General features: G+C 40.0%; 9 protein-coding genes. 7 read left to right on the forward strand and 2 right to left on the reverse strand.

Annotated elements, in window-relative coordinates:
• Positions 1 to 45 precede the first annotated feature (45 nt).
• Complete coding sequence (locus KEM09_RS02015; protein WP_212224633.1) at positions 46 to 1,854, forward strand: family 43 glycosylhydrolase; 1,809 nt, start codon at positions 46 to 48, stop codon at positions 1,852 to 1,854.
• Positions 1,855 to 1,875: 21 nt separating this feature from the next.
• Positions 1,876 to 3,255 (forward strand): hypothetical protein, encoded by a 1,380-nt coding sequence (locus KEM09_RS02020; RefSeq protein ID WP_212224635.1) that lies wholly within the window; start codon positions 1,876 to 1,878, stop codon positions 3,253 to 3,255.
• A 783-nt stretch (positions 3,256 to 4,038) separates the two neighbouring features.
• Here the strand turns inward: KEM09_RS02020 and KEM09_RS02025 are convergent.
• Positions 4,039 to 4,614, reverse strand: a complete 576-nt coding sequence (locus KEM09_RS02025) for an NAD(P)H-dependent oxidoreductase (protein WP_212224660.1) — start codon at positions 4,612 to 4,614, stop codon at positions 4,039 to 4,041.
• A 67-nt stretch (positions 4,615 to 4,681) separates the two neighbouring features.
• On the reverse strand, positions 4,682 to 5,257 hold the full coding sequence (locus KEM09_RS02030; RefSeq protein WP_212224662.1) for a Crp/Fnr family transcriptional regulator: 576 nt from the start codon (positions 5,255 to 5,257) through the stop codon (positions 4,682 to 4,684).
• A 1,415-nt stretch (positions 5,258 to 6,672) separates the two neighbouring features.
• On the opposite strand from KEM09_RS02030, the gene KEM09_RS02035 reads away from it, so the two are divergent.
• The 5 genes from KEM09_RS02035 to KEM09_RS02055 all read left to right on the forward strand — a co-directional run bounded on the left by KEM09_RS02035 (position 6,673) and on the right by KEM09_RS02055 (position 18,773).
• A complete protein-coding gene (locus KEM09_RS02035) occupies positions 6,673 to 8,307 on the forward strand; it encodes a tetratricopeptide repeat protein (RefSeq protein WP_212224664.1) in 1,635 nt (544 codons plus the stop codon).
• Between the two features lie 201 nt (positions 8,308 to 8,508).
• Positions 8,509 to 8,670 (forward strand): hypothetical protein, encoded by a 162-nt coding sequence (locus tag KEM09_RS02040; RefSeq protein ID WP_212224673.1) that lies wholly within the window; start codon positions 8,509 to 8,511, stop codon positions 8,668 to 8,670.
• Positions 8,671 to 8,698: 28 nt separating this feature from the next.
• Positions 8,699 to 16,351, forward strand: coding sequence for a S8 family serine peptidase (locus KEM09_RS02045; RefSeq protein ID WP_212224675.1), 7,653 nt, complete (start codon positions 8,699 to 8,701; stop codon positions 16,349 to 16,351).
• 86 nt (positions 16,352 to 16,437) lie between these two features.
• Positions 16,438 to 16,869, forward strand: a complete 432-nt coding sequence (locus KEM09_RS02050; protein ID WP_212224677.1) for a DUF4625 domain-containing protein — start codon at positions 16,438 to 16,440, stop codon at positions 16,867 to 16,869.
• 278 nt (positions 16,870 to 17,147) lie between these two features.
• A complete protein-coding gene (locus KEM09_RS02055) occupies positions 17,148 to 18,773 on the forward strand; it encodes a tetratricopeptide repeat protein (RefSeq protein ID WP_212224679.1) in 1,626 nt (541 codons plus the stop codon).
• Positions 18,774 to 19,035 lie beyond the last annotated feature (262 nt).

The following is a 19,035-nucleotide window of genomic DNA, read 5'->3' on the forward strand; positions in this document are numbered from 1 at the left end:
TAAAGAGTGAGCTTCTGTTTATAACAATTAAAACCAAGATGAAATATGAAAAGACTAATAACAATCAGTACAGTAATCGTACTGATGCTCCTACATTTCAAGGTGTCAGCTCAGGATGTGCAGCCGCAGACCTACTGTAATCCAATCGATTTGGATTATACCTACATGGTTTATAATTCGGCTAAGAATATATCGTATCGCTCAGGAGCCGATCCGGCTGTTATTGAGTTCAGGGGCGAATATTACATGTTTGTAACGCGTTCTTTTGGCTACTGGCATTCAACAGACTTGGTCAACTGGGAGTTTATTAAACCGGCACAATGGTTCTTCGAAGGTTCTAATGCACCAACTGCTTTTAATTATAAAGATTCCGTGGTTTATTTTGCCGGAAACCCGGCCGGCTACGGTAGTATATTGTATACTGATGATCCAAAATCAGGCAAGTGGACACCAACCGCTTCCATTACCAATAACATTCAGGATTCGGAATTATTTATCGATGATGACGGAAAAACCTATTTGTACTGGGGCTCATCCAACGTGTATCCTATAAAGGTGAAACAACTCAATAAAGATGATCGGATGCTGCAGATTGGTGAGCCCAAGGAGCTGATTAACCTAAATGAAGAGGAGCATGGCTGGGAACGCTTTGGCGAAAATAACTTTCATCCAACCATAAAAGAGGGCTACATGGAAGGGGCGTCGATGACCAAGCATAATGGTAAGTACTACCTGCAATATGCGGCACCGGGTACGCAATTTAATGTGTATGCCGATGGTGCTTATATTGGCGAATCGCCTGAAGGCCCGTTTGAATATATGGAAGGTAACCCGATAAGCTTTAAGCCGGGCGGCTTCGCCAATGGTGCCGGCCACGGGATGACTTTGAAAGCTACCAATGATCAGTATTGGCATTTTGCCACCATGGCCCTGGCCTCCAACTCACATTGGGAACGCCGCCTGTGTATGTTCCCTACCTATTTCGACCAGGAAGGTATCATGCACAGCAATACCCACTATGGCGATTATCCGCGCTTTGCACCCAGTCACCCAACTAAAGCAGGTGAGCATAACGGATGGATGTTGCTATCTTACAAAGGCAAAACGACTGTATCCACATCTGAACTGCAGATTAAGAAGAGCACGGCAACCGATGGCGATTTTGATATTGAAGAGATGGGCAGAGAATACACCGCCGATGGCCGCATCTTATCGGAGGTGTTAACCGATGAAAGTCCGAAATCTTACTGGGTGGCCAGTGCTAATGACAATAGCCAATGGGTGGAGATAGAGATGAACCACATGGGCACTATCCATGCCATACAGCTCAATTTCCATGATCACGAAGCGGGTATCTACACACGTACCGAAGGATTACGTCATCGTTATACCATAGAGGCCTCTGTAGATGGCAAAAACTGGGAAACCATTGTGGACAGAAGCAACAGCTTTAAAGATACACCAAATGCATACATCCCGCTCAACATGCCGGTAAGAGCTAAATATGTTCGGTATAACAACATTGAGGTGCCCGGCAATAATTTCGCGATGTCAGAGATTCGTGTTTTTGGCTTAGGAGATGGTAAAAGGCCGGCTAAGGTGAAGAACTTGAACATCAGTCGCGATAAAGATCGCCGTGATGCCGAGCTAAGCTGGGATAAGGTAAAGGGAGCACAGGGATATAACATTCGCTGGGGTATTGCACCTGATAAGCTGTACCACTCGTGGTTGGTATACGATAATAATGTGCATAAAATTCCTTCGCTGGATAAAGGCACATCCTACTATTTCACCATTGAAGCCTTCAATGAGAACGGTATCTCGCAGCAGAGTGCTCCCATACTGGTTAAGTAATTACATTAACAAATAAGTTATATGAAGAAATTAATAGTATCACTGATTGCTTGTTTAGGCCTGCTAACGGGTAATGCACAAAAAACAGATCACCAAATTCTGGAAAAACTGTTGCACAATACGGTAAAGTTCTACCAAATGTTAAGAGCCGATAACGGCTTGTACCACGATTATGTCAGTACGCATGGAGAGACCAATCGTGGCTCGGCAGCTAATATTGGCATGGGACTAGTAGCGCAGTGTGTGGCCAGCGAAATGGGCTGGACCAACACAGCTGAAGAGGAAATTATCGAAACCTTGCAATCGGTTTTGGGACATAACGAGCAGGGGATACGCCTCGAACGGACAGCACAAAACTGCTTCATCCATTTTTTTGATATCAACACCGGTAAAGCCATTGGCGAGGACTGGAGCCCTATTGATACCGATCTGATGATATCCGGGGCCTTATTTGCCAAGCGCTATTTTAACCATAATGAACAGCTTGGGGCCTATGTGGATGAGTTGTATAATTTAGTGGATCAGGCGCAGTTTATCGGCGACTGGACAAAAGGACAGATTGCCCTAAAGATGACCAAGGAAGGACCCGCCGTTAACAGCTATACATTGCCTTATAATGAATACATGGTGGTGGCCTGGCTGGCTAAGAATCAGGCGAAAAAGAAGAATGCACCGGCCAATAAACTGTGGGATAAATGGTATGGTAACCCAGATGGTTTGCCTACAGCTACCTACACATCAAAGTCGGGCGAAGCGTACCATGTGATGACTGATCATGCGGTTTCGAAAGAGTTTACCTCGAATTTCACATTCATGTTCAATTATTTATTTGTGAACGAATTTACCACCAGCGAAAAGTACCAGGAGGCGATGAGGCAGGCGGCTTTGGCCGACCGTGCCTGGTGGAACGACCGTGATGACTTAAAGCCAATGGGATTGCAACCCTACGAATGGGGTACCACAGCCGGCGTTGGTTTGCGCGATCGTGATGGCGCATTGCACGAGGGCTATACCGTTGATCGTATTTGTCGTATTGAGCACATTGGCACCAATCGCGACCGGAATAAGGGCAAAAATGTAGCATTGAGTGCCATGGCGGGCTACTCGCCGGTATTGCCCGATTTGGTTCGCAAGGATTTAATTGCGATGTATCGCGATCCACGTGGATTGGGTAAGATGACTCTGCCGGCACGTGAAGGTATATCCGATGGTGGCGATTATATTTTGTGGAAATACAGTTACAGTGATTTAAACTGGCGACCATCGAAGGTAGAAGGTGTTGATTATGCCTGCATGCTACTGGGACTGGCTGCTTTACCTGAGCTTTTAGGTGTTGAATTTTTTCAGGAGTACAATGACTTTTTTAACCCTGACAAGCCGCAATACAAACGGGCTCGATAAGAATGTAGCAGTACTAAATATAAATCTGCATCCTTTATTTAGGGTGCAGATTTTTTTTGTTTTTGTAGTTGCAGACTTTGCTAAGTAAATGTATTAGAGTGCCGAGGCACAAGCTGTAAAAGCAATCAATTTATGCGAATCAATAGTTGAACCCACTCCGGAGTTCTGTTTTTAATGTATTAATATGAGGATGTCCGAAAATGAAGAGAGACATTTTTATACAATTAATCTATAACTTCATCACCTCATCCCGGCCTTCTCCTCAAGGAGAAGGTGACATTATCAGAAAAAGGCAACTGTCTCTAGTGTAGGGTTATATATTTTCTATGTAGAGGCTTCCTCTCCTTCAAGGAGAGGATTGAGAAGAGGTGTTTTCTTACGAATTATAAGTTTGTTATTATCATTTTTTGATTTTCGGATACCCACTATTAAAATTAAATCCCTTCGGGATAAAAAAATGTCCTTAGGACATTAACAATAATAGCCCCGTGCGAAGCGCGGGGTTATAAATATGGTGAGAAAACAACCCTGATATGGGTTGACGGTTTATATTAAGCAAGTTTTAACCCGGATTATGTATTAGAACTTCGTTATGAGCGTTAAAAATGCAATAAAACAAGGCTTTACTGAAACGAGGCATAGCATCGTTCTGGAGAGTTGAGGTAAAGCAACGAAGTGTTTTGATTTGAAGCAGTTTAAATGCGTAATAGATTTTCTTATGCATATTGCGGGTTGAACCATTAATTCACATGCTTACAAAAGGCATGAGGCCAAAAAGGCGTTTTAAAAAATAGACTCAACTTTTTGCAGGAATTTCTTTCTTCTTTCAATTTTACCCGATGTGGTATATTCACTATTCAACCATTTAATGTTTTTAAGGCCAATACCTTTCAACGTTTTGTTTATAAATATTCCTTTTATCGGATTGCCTGATAAGAATTTAAGATACCAGGTTGGATATTCAGAGGTAGTTATTACTGTTGTTTTATTGATGTGAGTAAGCATTCCTTTCAAGCCGTACTTAGTTTCTACATACGAGAAGTTTTTGAGCATGACCTTATCAATAAAACCTTTTAATATTGCAGGTATATCATACCACCAAACGGGAAAGATAAATATTAGTTCAGATGTATCCTTAAGAGCCTCCTGATAGCTGAGAACTAATTTATCAGTGGTCTCACCTTTTGAATATTGAGCAAGATCTTTTTCCTCAAGCACCGGATTAAAATTATCCTTGTTCAAGTCAATAATCTGATAATCATTAGAGCTGGCATCCAGTTTTTTAGTGATTGTTTCTAATATGGCTTTGTTAAAACTACCGTGCCAAGGATGGGCAAATACTATTGTTGTCTTCATCATTTAAATCCTGGAATATGAATAAAGCACAAAGGTATTGGCCGGCAGATGATTCAGAAAGGACAAATGTCTAAAAGGAGAGCTCTTTTCTTAAGCGGCTTAAATGCCTTTGCGTAATGCCAAGGTAGGATGCAAGATACTTTAGAGGTACTTTTTGCAAATATTCCGGATTATACTTTAATAGGTCTTCATAGCGTTTTTTTGCCGACTCCATTTGCAGTGCAAGTAATCGGTTTTCCATTTCAATATATGATTGTTCGGCGGCGAATCTTGAAAATTTCAGCCAGTTTATGCTCGAATTCATCAATTCGTAATACTGATTGTATGGGATAATCAGAAGCTCTACATTGGTTAGTGCGTGGATGTTTTCGAAAGTCTCCTTTTGAGTGATAAAAGAAGAAAAGGCAGATATAAATTTATTTGGGAAAGTTAAGCAGTAGGTTACCTCTTCGTCTTTGCTGGAGATGTAATAATTCCTCAAAACTCCCGAATTGACATATCCCATCCAGGTACATACCTTTCCGGCTTCCATTAAAATATCTCCTTTTTTAAATGACTTGGTTTCGAAGTAGCCTAATCCGGTCGATATTTCGGAATCGGTCAGAATATTTACAGTTTTTAGTATGTTCTCCAGGCTTTCTTTCATTTTATCAGCGGCTAATTTATATAGCTAGTATTTGTTTCATGTAAGCAAAGGTTGCGACTTTGTTAGGTGTTTTTTTATCATTACAGACCGATTAAAAATGTAAAAAAAAAGTGGAAATGCCTATATGATATGCAATCCCGCTGGGATTGTTTATTAATAGGGTAGCTTATTATTTCTATAAATATTCAACTTCTCCGAAGTTGTTTTATTATCTCCAGCGGAGATAAATATTTGTAGATAAGTGAAATGTAAATGACCAATCAACCTCAGCGAGGTTGAATATATTTAATCGGTTATTAATATTTTATTATTTATTTGGCCATTTGGGCCGTCGTGCTTTATAGATCTAAATGATTATAGTTGTTTTACTAGTTTAACTCTTTCAGAAAGAAATGCAATCAAGTCATTTAAGGCTCCACTTCTCTTAAATTCTATTGGAGGTATTTTATAACTCTTGTGATTAGTATATATCGAAATTATGGGACCACGCTTAGTTGCCAAATATGTCAATATTGAACCACCAATAAAAAGCAATATTGGAATAATAAATTTGAATGCTAAATATCCTCTCGCATTAGGACCTGATAAGATCTGAATTTCAAAAGTCATAAATGAGCTTATTAACCACTTTAAAGAATAAGCAATTAACAACAAAGAAAGAATTAGTGACAAAATCCAGTTATTTATTAAATGTCCTTTTTAAAATGGATTGTGATTATTTCGCAATAGTCAATGTGCTTGTCAACCTGATAATTCTTTATAAAGTCAATTCCATGTTCGTTGATTTTTATGTAAGGTGATTCAAACATTGTAGTTACTTTCATTACATGTGGCCTAACTAATCAATATCCTGCTTATAATTTAGAGATACTCTATTACCCAACTTCACCCTCTAAAACTAACAAAAATACCAAATCATCCTCTTGTATGGTTAGGAAAATGGTAACATATAGAATATGTATTTCAGCTTGATGAAGCAATCTTCACCTATTGCTGGTAATGGCTTGCAGGCGGCAGAAGTCCATTCGTTGTGCTTATAGTGACAGGAGTGTTTGACCATTCCATTTTCATCGGTATAGGCTTGCGTGTTTACCCACGCTACTATTTGTTATAACAAGGCCTTTGGGGATAATGTAATCGTCATCAATACAGGTTTTAACAATTAAGAGTAGTGCTAATGTAGGTTAATTAAAGCCTGAATGAGTGGTAAAATATTAGCTATAGTAGTTGTATTAAGTGGCATTGTGCAGTGAAGGTGTAATTTTCATCCGCTATACTTACTAAAATAATATCCTTAAAATATCATCAGATTATTGTGGTCTGGCAAATCAACACAATAAGCGACATAATGTATGGATAGCTCTTTTAATTCAGGTTTTACTCTATAAAACCTTTTGCTTCATAGAATGATAAGCATGTATCAAACTCTTTGGCTAATATTTTTATTTCTTGCGATTCACCCAATTAAGGCTCAGGATGCTGAACTGGACAGTTTAATTAATCTTCTTGCACATGAGGATGATAAGCTTAATCGGGGCGAACTTTATTTGGATTTAGCGACTTACTACGAATATAGTGACTTGATAAAAAGTTATGACTATATACTGAAAGTACGTGAGATTGCCGACAAATACAATATTGAGCAACTACACTCCAAGACCAACTTATTTATATCTAACTTATTAATCAAACAAGGCAAGTATAATGAAGCCTTAAGTCATCTTAATAAGGAGCTGTGTCAGCTAAACGAGCAGGAGGCAGGCTTTAAATATGTTGGTCTGCTGATTAATATTGGTGCCATATACTATCAAATCAAACAATACGATAAAGCACTAACACACTTTCATAAAGCAAAAGAATTATTTGAAGCTGGTGCCATTAGTATAGAGGATGAACAGTATCCACAGATTTTTATTGGCATCTATAATAATATCGCCAATGTGTACGACGAATTAAATGATAATCCTCAAGCTTTAGTGTACTATATAGATGCACTTGAAGTGGCAATTGCATATAAGGCCTATGAACACATTGGGGTTATAAATAAGAATATTGGCGATTTGTACATAGAAATGGACCGCCATGATGATGCCTTGCCATTTATTACAGAGTCCATTAGAATACGCAAACAGATAAATGATAATAGCGGCCTGGCAACCAGTTATTACGTGCTTGGATTATATTATTATGAAACTGGTCAGGAGGACAAAGCAATAGATGCCTACAAAATATCATTGGATTTTGGTATAAAAGCTAATGCCTGGTTGTCAATTACTGAAACAGCCAAAACCATATCGGTGTATTATAAATCCAGGGAGTCTTACAAGGAGACGTATGATTATTTTGAGTTATATCATCAATATAATGACAGCTTGTTGATACAGAATTCTGAAAAGCAGAGGCTGGCTACAGAGTTCGATTTTAAGTTGCAGCAACGGCAAAAGGAATGGGATGAAAAGCGAAAAAAGGAACAGTATTTATATATTCTCATAGGTGCCGGATTACTGGTGCTGGCGGCCATCCTATTATTACTTTACTTTTTATCCAAAGCTCGTGAAAAACGTATACGGCTTGAGAAGAAGAACCTGAAGCTGGAGAATGCTAATCTGGAGCAAGACCTACATCTTAAAAGAAAAGAGCTGACGACGAATGTGATGTATCTTGTTCGTAAGAATGAACTCATCAAAGAGGTGTCAAACAGGTTAATGGATACATTGGGTAATTTTAAGCCCGAAAATCAAAAGCTGATTCAGAGTATTATGGTGGAGCTTCAACAAAGTCTCGATAACGATATCTGGGAAGAGTTTGAGTTGCGTTTTAATCAGGTACATTCCGATTTTTATGATAGGCTAAGAGAACGGTTTCCGGATTTAACCCCTAATGAAGTAAAACTATCGGCCTTCCTTAGGTTGAATATGAGTTCGAAAGAGATATCGGCCATTACCCATCAATCCATTCGAAGCATTGAAGTGGCCCGCACCCGTTTGCGAAAAAAACTGGATCTTACTAATACCGATGTTGGTTTGGTCGCATTCCTCAATAAATTCTGAAGTACTCGGTTAAATATTTACAAGAGCCACATAATGAGATATGTAGTTTTTTTGTGCAGGTAATGTAGCACCTGTTTCTCTGTTTGTATCATAAATGATCCGGTGCTTTTGCAGCTTGTATCATTCGTGTTCCGGTAGCAAATTCCGGGCTTGCTTGCGTGGTATTTACTTTTGATTGTAAGAAAGTGAATTGATGATTTTATGGCTAATAAGAAAGCAAAAACAAACCCTCATCAGCGCAATTATCCTGTTGATGATTATTCCAGTTTTCTATCAAAGAATGACGCACGCATTAAGGCGCTAAAGAAGTTACTCAAAGAGTTGGAAGAAGCACCCAATAAACCAAAATCTCAAAATCGATAAATACTAGTATTAATTTAAACTACAGAACATGAAGAAAAATCTACATGTATTCTCTTATCACCTTGGTGTGATTGTTCTGGCTTTGTTACTAAGTTTGAGTACAAAGGCACAGAACTATGAGAATGGCGTTCTGCAAGGAGCGTTCAGAGTAAAACTTAAGCCTCAGTTGGCTGAAGGTGTGCAGCTTAATATCCAAGGCGGGCAGCCGGTTGTAACAACAGGTGTTAGTGATATAGACCTGTTAAACGCACGTTTTTCGGCTGTTAAAATGCAACGGATATTTCCGCTTTCACCAAAGTTTGAAGCCAAACATCAAAAGTATGGCTTACATCTTTGGTATGAGGTCAGCATTGCCAACGAAGCTTCAACACTAAATGCGATACAGGCCTACAGTGCCTTAGCGTCTGTTGAGGTCTGCGAACCTATTCGGGAGGTGAGTCTTATTCACCCCATGAACAGTAAAACAATTGAGAAGAGTCAGCAATTGAAAGCAGCTGCTTCGATGCCTTTTAATGACCCGTATCTGCCAATGCAATGGCATTATAATAATACAGGTCAGACAAATGGAATGTCAGGTGCTGATATGAATGCTTTTGAGGCCTGGAAGGTTACAGCGGGTTCAAATAATGTGATTGTATCAATACACGATGAAGGTGTTGATGTTAAACATGAAGATTTAAAAGACGCTATGTGGGTAAATGAAGCTGAGCTAAATGGCGAACCCAATGTGGATGACGATGGCAATGGCTTTAAGGACGACATTTATGGTTTTAACTTTGCCGATAATATGGGAGACATTGCTCCGGGGCATCATGGATCGCATGTGGCTGGTACAGTAGGAGCTGTCAATAATAATGGTATAGGCGTAGCTGGTGTAGCCGGTGGAACGGGTAATAATGATGGAGCACGAATTATGAGTTGCCAGATACTTGGTGGTGTAAGTCAGGGAAATTTACCCAATTCATTTGTTTATGCAGCTGATAATGGTGCTGTTATTTCACAAAATAGCTGGGGATACAATCAACCAGGTTATATTGAGCAAGCCATTTTAGATGCCATTGATTATTTCATTAAGGAGGCCGGTTCCTATGCAGGTAGCCCTATGAAGGGGGGTGTTGTTATTTTTGCAGCTGGTAACGATAATTACGATGGCCAATTTTATCCTGGTTATTACGACGAAGTCATTGCAGTATCTGCACTTGGTTCGAGCAATGAGAAAGCATCCTATTCCAATTATGGAACATGGGTTGACCTGGCAGCACCTGGTGGTGATACTGGTGATGATGCTAATATGACGGATAATCAAGCTCAAGCTGGTTATTCAAACGGTGTGCTGAGTTGTTATGCCGGTAATACTTACGGCTATATGGACGGAACCTCTATGGCTTGTCCGCATGTTTCAGGTATTGCTGCTTTGGTAGTATCCAAATATGGCAACGAGAGTTTTACCAATAAAGACCTGAAGAGGCATCTTTTAACAGCAGTAAATGATATTTACGAACTTGAAGGCAACACGCCCTATATTGGCAAACTTGGTAATGGTGCTATTGATGCTGCGCTCGCTTTAAAAAACAATAAGGGCAATATGCCTGATGCTATTTCAGACCTTGCAATGTCTGGTCTTGCTCAGGATTTTGCTGTGTTAGAATGGAGCGTGCCGGTTGACAATGATGATGCTAAACCATGGGAGTTTGAAGTTCTTTATTCGAAAGAAACCATTACCCATAGTACTTTGGAGTACGCTCGTAGCATACAATTGCGCAACGAAAATGAACCGGGTGAAAAAGTGAGTATTGAAGTACCCGGTTTGGAGGCCTTAACAGAATATCATTTTACTGTAAGAAGTATCGACCGTTGGGGGAACTATTCCGATTTCTCAAATCTATTAACCGCAACTACCAATGCAGGCCCGGATGCTCAGATTGATCCGACAACAAAGAGTTTGCATTTTGATGTTGACGTCACTACTTCTGCTTTGGCGTCTATGAATTTTAATATTCTGAATAAAGGAGAAGGTTTATTGCGCTGGATGACAGAGAATCATCATGTTTCGAGCATCGACGCTTATAGCTTTGCAAACAATCTGCGTTACCCAAATCTTAAGCAGTTGGCTTTAGGTAAGCAAGCTAATATCCAGATTTATGTGGCAGGCAAAGATATGCCCATCAGCACCTATAGCCAAACCACAACAACTGATCACATCCGGTACTTTGATACCTGGAGGAGTATGTATTATATAGGAGAGGAAGATACTTCATATACCAACTCTGCTGCCATTCGTTTCTTTGCTTCACGGCAAGAAGGATTTAACATGACCCATGTTGAAGCCTTACTTCGCAACGATCCAGCAAGGGGACCGATGATTCTTGAAGTACGCGAAGGATCTGATTTATTGGACTCGAAGTTGCTGTATGCTCAAGAGATTGACGAAGCCAGTGAATATGGATTTACAAATATTCAGCTTGAAGAGCAATTGTTTTTCCCTTATGGGACCCATTTCTGGATAGTGGTGCATGTACCATCGGGCAACCGTTATCCTCTGGGTGCTGGTGTTGAGTTACAGCCCGAATTGTCAGAAATGTGTTACATGAGTTTAAACGGGGGTAAGTCGTGGGCTCGTTTCGAAGACCTTTATTATAATAATCTGGTGGTTTGGGCATTTACGCCAATCAGCAAGTTAAAACCAGAGCAGCAATATTTAAGTCTTACACCATCATCCGGGGAGACTCTGGCCGACGAGGTTTCTACTGTGGATGTAAGTGTGGATATGTCGCAGTTAGTGAATGGAACCTACCGTTCTAATATTGTGGTATACACCAATGAAACAGACTCTTCGATGTTGCGTGTGCCAACAAGCGTTAACTTAAGCGGGCATCCATTTAATTTACAAAGTGAAAGTATTATTGATTGCGGAAGTGTTATTTTGGGTAATGCTAAAGTAATACCGGTAACTATTGATAATATTGGTTTAGGGAATTTCTCATCGGCCTATCTTGAGATTGACAATCCGGATTTTAAAGTAAAGTCCAACTATTTGGGAAAGATAGCGGCAAAATCAGGTGTTCAGTTTAATGTGGTTTTTGAGCCTTCTGCAGCCGGCAACGCTAATGCGGTTGCACGCATTTACAATTATAATGGTCATGAATACACCTTCAACCTGTTTGGTGTAGCTGCCGAACCTCCGGTAATGGAAATCAGTCCGGCCACTATAACATATGATAATCTAACTATTGGTGATGAGGTTCAGGGCGAGTTCACTATTACTAACACTGGTAAATATCCGTTAGAATATTTTTTGCCGGCATTTGTTGAAAGCGACCAAACAGTTACGGTTGACGAAAAAACACATTTGTTTGGTTATGCAGCACAAATAAATGAGGGAGGATTATTACCCAATCCGCCTTATGTTTGGACAGATATATCCAATACGGGAACAAAAGTTGAGGATTATGATCGTACCCGTGATTTCTTTTACTATCCTGTTGAGTTGGATTTTGAGTTCCCATTCTTCGGGAAGCGTGAGAATAGCCTGTATATTACCAACTGGGGTATGGTTACCTTTGACCAGAACAGTTCATTTAATGTGTGGCCACCAAGTTTTAAACTGGCCGATTGTCCTGATCGTTTTATTTCAGTAATGGGGCGCCACTATGATTTGAGTAAAGGAGGTGCTATTTACTATCAAAGTTTTGGCGATAAGTTTGTTGTTCAGTACGATAAGGTTGTGTGGGAAAGCTTCGACTGGTGGTCTGGTGAAAGCTTGATGCACGAACAATCATTCCAGATTGTCATCTATAATAATGGAAACATTGAATTCATTTATAATACATTGGATGGGCTTGATGCCGGAACATTGTCGCAATCGTTTATTGCCATTGAAGATCAGCTCCAAAGCGATGGGTATTTTATTACAGATATTGATTCACCTGATTTTGTAGTAAGCGATCAAACGGTGATTCGTTTTGTTAATCCCGGTTTGGGACTGGTTACAGAACTAACCAACCCACAAGGAAAAATACAGGTTGGAGAATCGGTAACATTAGCTTTCAAAGCATCAACTGACGTGCTTAATGTAGAGCGTCATCTTGAAAAATTATCGGTACTTAGTAATGATCCCCTGAATAACCCTGGTATTTTCACCATTGACATGAATATTACAGGAGGCGGACTTCCTAATGTAGAGGTGAGTCAGGCAGCTATTAATTTTGGTCAGGTATTTCAGGGAGCAGTTGTTAATCAGCCTGTCTGGGTAATTAATAATGGCCGCGCTACATCCAGCATTAATTCAGTTGTATCAAGCGATGTGAAGTTTACCATTGACGGAGTGACGCCACAAGAAATAACACCTGGTCGTAAATTACCTTATGTTGTTACATTTAATACCAGTGAATTAGGCGTATTTAATGCCAATGTTGTTATTACAACCAGTGAAGGAGATGAACTAACTGTTGCTGTTACCGGAGAGGTGATTGAGGCACCTGTGATGGAAGTGTCTATCTCTTCGATTAATGAAACAATAGCTGCCGGGAACCAGGTTACTGTGCCATTCAACATTGCAAATACCGGTGGCAATGACCTTAATGTAGCAGCAGTGGGTGGCGATTGGTTGACGATTGATAAGAAGGTGGCTCCAATGAGTGAAATAAAAGATTTCACTTATTTCATAAGCACGAGTGACGAGGAAAATGGCCCTGACTACAATTGGGTTGATATTGTGGAAACAGGGGTAGCAATTCCTAAAGAAACGATATATAATCAATACTGGGTTGAAACGATTCAATTGCCATTTGAGTTTAATTTCTATGGTCAGGCTTACTCGTCTGTTTATGTTGGTGGCAATGGAGTATTAAGTTTTAATGAGTACACTGAGGATTACTGGTTTGGTGGTGATTTAATGCCAAGCGCCAACGAACCTGACAATCTTGTAGCAGCTTTGTGGGGGCTGACCGGACCAAATATGGAATTCTTCGAGGATGCAGGCATCTATTACCAGGTGGCTGACGATAAGCTGATTGTGCAGTACCACATGATGGTTGATGGTTTTGGCATGAGCGATCCTACATCGTGTCAGATTATACTGTATGCCAATGGTAATATTAAGTTGCAGTATGAATGGCACAATGCCTGGGTAACTCATGTGGCCAGTTATTCGCAAGCTGGATTGGAGAATGCAGACGGAACAGAGGCAGTGGTTTATTCAGCCTATGAAGATAGTCGTATCCATGATGATTTAGCTGTTGTGTTTACACCAGTTGAAAAGCATGTAATTGCCCCTGGTTCTTCAATGGATTTTGTGGCAACATTAAATGCCGCTGAGTTATTTGCAGGTACTTATACTACTAATTTAGGAGTACTTAATAATACACCCGGAACAGGTAGATTTGATATACCCGTTACTTTCAATGTAACCGGTGAGGCATTGCCTGTTGCACCATCATCAGTTGATTTTGGTTCGCCAATGGTGATTGAGCAGCCTAATGCACAATGGTATGAACCGCCATTTAAAGCTTATGAGATTGAGATTGAGATTAAGAATGAAGGAACCAAGCGGTTCGAGATTCTTGGGTTTGACCTGTCGAAGGTGAGTAAAATGATACAAGAGAATTCAACCTATGATAAAATCCAGGCCTATACATTTGCATCTTCAGGATGGGGTGAGCCAATACTGCAATGGGTTGATATCTTCTATTTGCCTCAATATGATTGGCAGACAGGTAGTATGGTGCCTATTTATGTTGAGCCAATGTCATCGCTGAAGCTAAAGGCCAACTATATGCCAGACGAGACATTAAATGCAGAAGGTACTGCATTGTTGCCATTGTCAGATATTCTGGTAATTAATACTGACATGGCAGAAATGCCAGATATTGAGATTGCCTTTACGGCCAATCCGGTTTTACCGCCGGTGATGTCGGCTGGTAGCGATTTAGTTACTGTATATGCCGAAGATGAGCACGTAGTGGAAACCCATACCGTAGTATTGGATAACACACAGGGAAAATCTGATCTGGCATATACCATTAAGATGGACTATGAGCGCAACGCGGTTACATCTTCAGCTGTGTCGCCATTGGCAACTAATGAAGGAGACAAGCCTGCATTGATACAAAGTACCCATGAGCAATCAATCATAGCGCCTAATGCCCATAATGCCGACGAATACAATCGAATTCTAAGCTATTCAGATGCTACCGAACCAGAATCAAAGCTGGGACTTGGAGGCAGCTATCAGTTTGGTGTTGCTACTCGCTATATGGCACCAGAGAATGGCTTTAACCTGACTCATGTTCAAACCTGGTATACACCTGAAGAATGGCTGGATTCAAAAATCACTGTTGATATATTGGCTGGTTCTCAATATATCTCTCAATGCGAGGTGATCTATACGGAGGACTTTCAGCATACCATTGAAGAAGCTGATTTTATTGGAAAGATGCTCACCTTTGAGTTAACACAGACGCAGATTTTCTATCCAAATGAACCATTTTTTGTGGTCTTTAAATATCCAACAGCAGTTAAATATCCACAAGGAATTGTAGAGATAGGCGAAACTGTTGATGGCCGCTTTGCCTACAATGCTGCTGATGTCTGGTATGACCTGGGCGGTACAGATTTTGCCACCAAAGGGTGGATGACAACAGCCATTGAAGCGGAATATAAAACAGGCCTTTGGGTAGAATTGCAAAATCAAATGCAGGGGACTGTGCCTGCCGGACAGTCCGTTGATCTTGACTTTTTATTCAGTGCTATATATGCGGATAATGGTGATAACCGCGCAGTGGCTACCATTAGCTCAAACGACCCGTTTAATTCCATGGATAAAATCAACTTGCACATGTTGCGTAACCGTGCACCCGAAATTATCAGCCCTGATGATAAGGTGTCGGTAATTGAAAATGAGGTGATGCAACTTGAGATAGCTGGTATTGATCATGAGGGGAATGATTTTGACTGGCTGCCAAACCAGATGCCGGAATTCATCACTTCGCAGGTTATTGAGGGCAACAAGTTAGCACTTACCATAGAGCCTGGTTACGAAGCGGCAGGTGTTTATCAGTTTAGTATAGAGGCCACTGATGCCTTTAATAATTCTGCTACCTTACCTATGACTGTTAATGTTATCAACAATAACAGGGCACCAGTTGTATCAAAGGAAATTGGTGAGCAGGATGTCATCATGGAAAACGGTGTAGTGGCATTAAACCTGAATGATTTTATTGGCGATCCGGATAATGAACGACTAAGCTTCGAGCTGATTAATAGTGATAATGCTGTCATTGAGGTATTTGTTGCTGATAATCGAATTATGCTTAATCCATTAACGATTGGACAATCGCTTGTGTCAATAACAGCTGCCGATCCGCACGGTGCTATTGTTACACATGAGTTTACTGTAACTGTTCGTAACCGTACCGGTATTGATGATAGCCTCAATAACCGTTGGATGCTTTATCCAAATCCGGCAACCTATCATGTAACTGTGTCATGGGGAGCTGATGTCACAACTGATGTGCAGGTGAGGTTATTGAATGTATCTGGTAATGTAGTTGCCAATGAGGTGGTTAATGCCTTGATGCAAAGTGAGCATACAATAACACTTGATAAGCTTAGTCCGGGAGTTTATTTTGTTGAGTTGATCGAAGGTCAGCAGACATTTGTATTTAAAGTGATTAAGCAATAAATGTGAGTTAGTTATTTTTCTTCGACTGGTTGTGACTGTCTGTTTGCAACCAGTCGATAACTACAACTTGAAAAACAAATAGTATTATGAAGTTATATATCTTTTATTTCTACCTGATATGCACTTTAGCAACCTGCTTCTTGTTGATGGTGAGTTGCTCAAAGGATGATCCGGCCGATACAACAGCACCGATGGCCAGTTTTTCGTCACCAGTAGAGGCAACGAAATATGTGCGTGGGCAATCACTCATTTGTAACGCAGTATTTGAGGATAATGATGAACTGTCGCATGTCGATATTTCCATTAGTTCTCTAAAAAGCTTAAAGGGCTATAATGATCCCTGGTTAGCAAGTGAATCTGTTGAACTCACAGGTAAAACCAGTGAGCTCTCTGCCTACCAGGTGTTTGGAGAGGCTATTCCTTTTGAAATTATGTCAGGCGAATACATGTTGGAGTTTACTGTGTTTGACAAAGCCCTGAATTATTCGACTTATAAGTTTAATGTAACTGTAGAGTAGGTTATATAGGTAGGTATATTATTGAGGCAGGTTTTAAGCCTGTCTCAATTTTTTGTTTGTAGATGCTATTAATGAAACTCTTTTTACCTCAGAATTAACCTTGAAATATAGATTGGAGGGCAAAGGTCATATGCAGTTGAACTAAAGGGACCGAATTAAGTTCATCCTTTAAAAAATATTTAAAACGCAACCATTTAATTAAAAATACGTCAAGGTATTGGCATTGCTTTCTATGCCATGGGGAATTTGAACATGAATATAAAATCTCAATAAGCTTTATGCGTATTCAACTATTATGCATTGTTGCTATTTTATCAACGAATGTACTGGGACAAGATGTTCTGCTGCTCGATAGCCTGAATGTCCAGCTTAACTATGCAAAACAAGATAGTAATAAGGTAAAAACGCTTTGGGAATTATCTGACTATTATTGGGCAGATGATTTGAGGCAGGCTTACCGATACTCCGAAGAAGCCTTGACACTGGCCAAAGAACTGAAAGATGACAGGTTAATTGCTATCTCATACCAGAAAGTGGGAGATGCACTTGTGTTCAGAGGCGATAAAAGTAATGCACTCAAGCACTACCTGGCAGGTCTTGAAATAGTTGAGCGGCTAAATGATGAGACCCTGCTTTTTACTTTATATCATAATATGGGGGTGTTGTTCGATAGGCTTGCCGACTACGATCAAGCTTTAAGTTATTATGAGAAGGCACTGTATGTATATAATAATGCAGCCGATAAATCGGATGCCATGCAAAGTGTGCATACGCTTTATAATAGCATGGCCAATATCTATGATGAAAAAAATGATACCGCCACAGCTATTAAATACTATCAGAAGGCACTTAAACTGGCTACTGAAAAAGAGGATTACCAGGCACTAGGAACTATATACAATAACCTGGGAAAAGTATCTTTGGAAGCCAGGGAATGGGAGGTTGCATACGAATATCTGACCAACTCGTTAAAGTGCCGCCAAAAAATTAATGATCTGAATGGAATGGCCAAATCCTACAATAACCTGGCCACGTACTATCTGATGCTTAATCAAACAGATGATGCTTATGCCGCAGCCAGACAAGGCCTTGAACTGGCTCACCGGGCAGGTGCCATGCTCACACGGCTGACAGCGCTGCAAAATATGTCAACCATATACGAGAATAAAGGTGAATTAGACCTGGCACTTGATACGTATAAGCAATATAAAGCCTTAAATGATAGCCTGATAAATGAAAGTTCCATAAAAAAACAAACTGAGCTTCAGATTAAGTATGAGTATGAAAAGGAGCAAAAAGTAAAAGAAGCTGAGCAGCAAAAAAGGAATTTTCGTTACATATTGGTTATTTCAGTCTTACTACTCGGCTTAATTATCTCCATATTATTGTATCGTTTAACACAGAATAGGGCAAAACGCGTCAGGCTCGAAAATGAGAACCTTGAGAAGGATCTGGAAATGCGTAACCAGGATATTGTAGTCAAGGATAAGGAGCTGGCTTCATCAGTGTTATATCTGCTAAAAAAGAATGAGCTGCTTAATAATGTATCTGAGCGATTACTCCAGATCAAAAAGAAAATGAAGGCAGAAAATCACAACGCTATTCAGAAAATAATACTGGATATACAGGAAGGTGCCAAAGAGGATATGTGGGAAGAATTTGAAATACGCTTCCAACAGGTGCATGATGATTACTTTAAGAAACTTAAAGAGCATGCCCCTGACCTGACCCCTGGTGAGATTAAAATTTGTACTTTTCTAAAACTAAATATGACGAGTAAAGAGATCTCTGCCATTACCAGGCAAAGTGTGAAGAGTATTGAAGTAGCTCGTACCCGCATTCGCAAAAAAATGCGCTTGACCAACAAAGAGGTTAACCTGGTTAATTTTTTAATGGATTTGTAGGTTATTTCAGTAACTCAACGGTAGACATCTGAAGATGTCTTATCCATTGTTGGACCAATTATTATCAGACTCTATATTAGTTGATTTGATCGCTTATGAATCTGACTGCATCGATTCATGATCATCTCAATCTTCAGGTGGACGTATCATGTATTAACCCCGGTTCAAAATTTTACGTCGAACCCGGGTTATTAGTTTATCATTAATACATGGCAGGTTATCCTACTTTCTAAATGTGAATAGCTATGCAATTCCTGATGTG

It is taken from the genome of Carboxylicivirga mesophila (assembly GCF_018271975.1).
Classification (GTDB): Bacteria; Bacteroidota; Bacteroidia; order Bacteroidales; family Marinilabiliaceae; genus Carboxylicivirga; species Carboxylicivirga mesophila.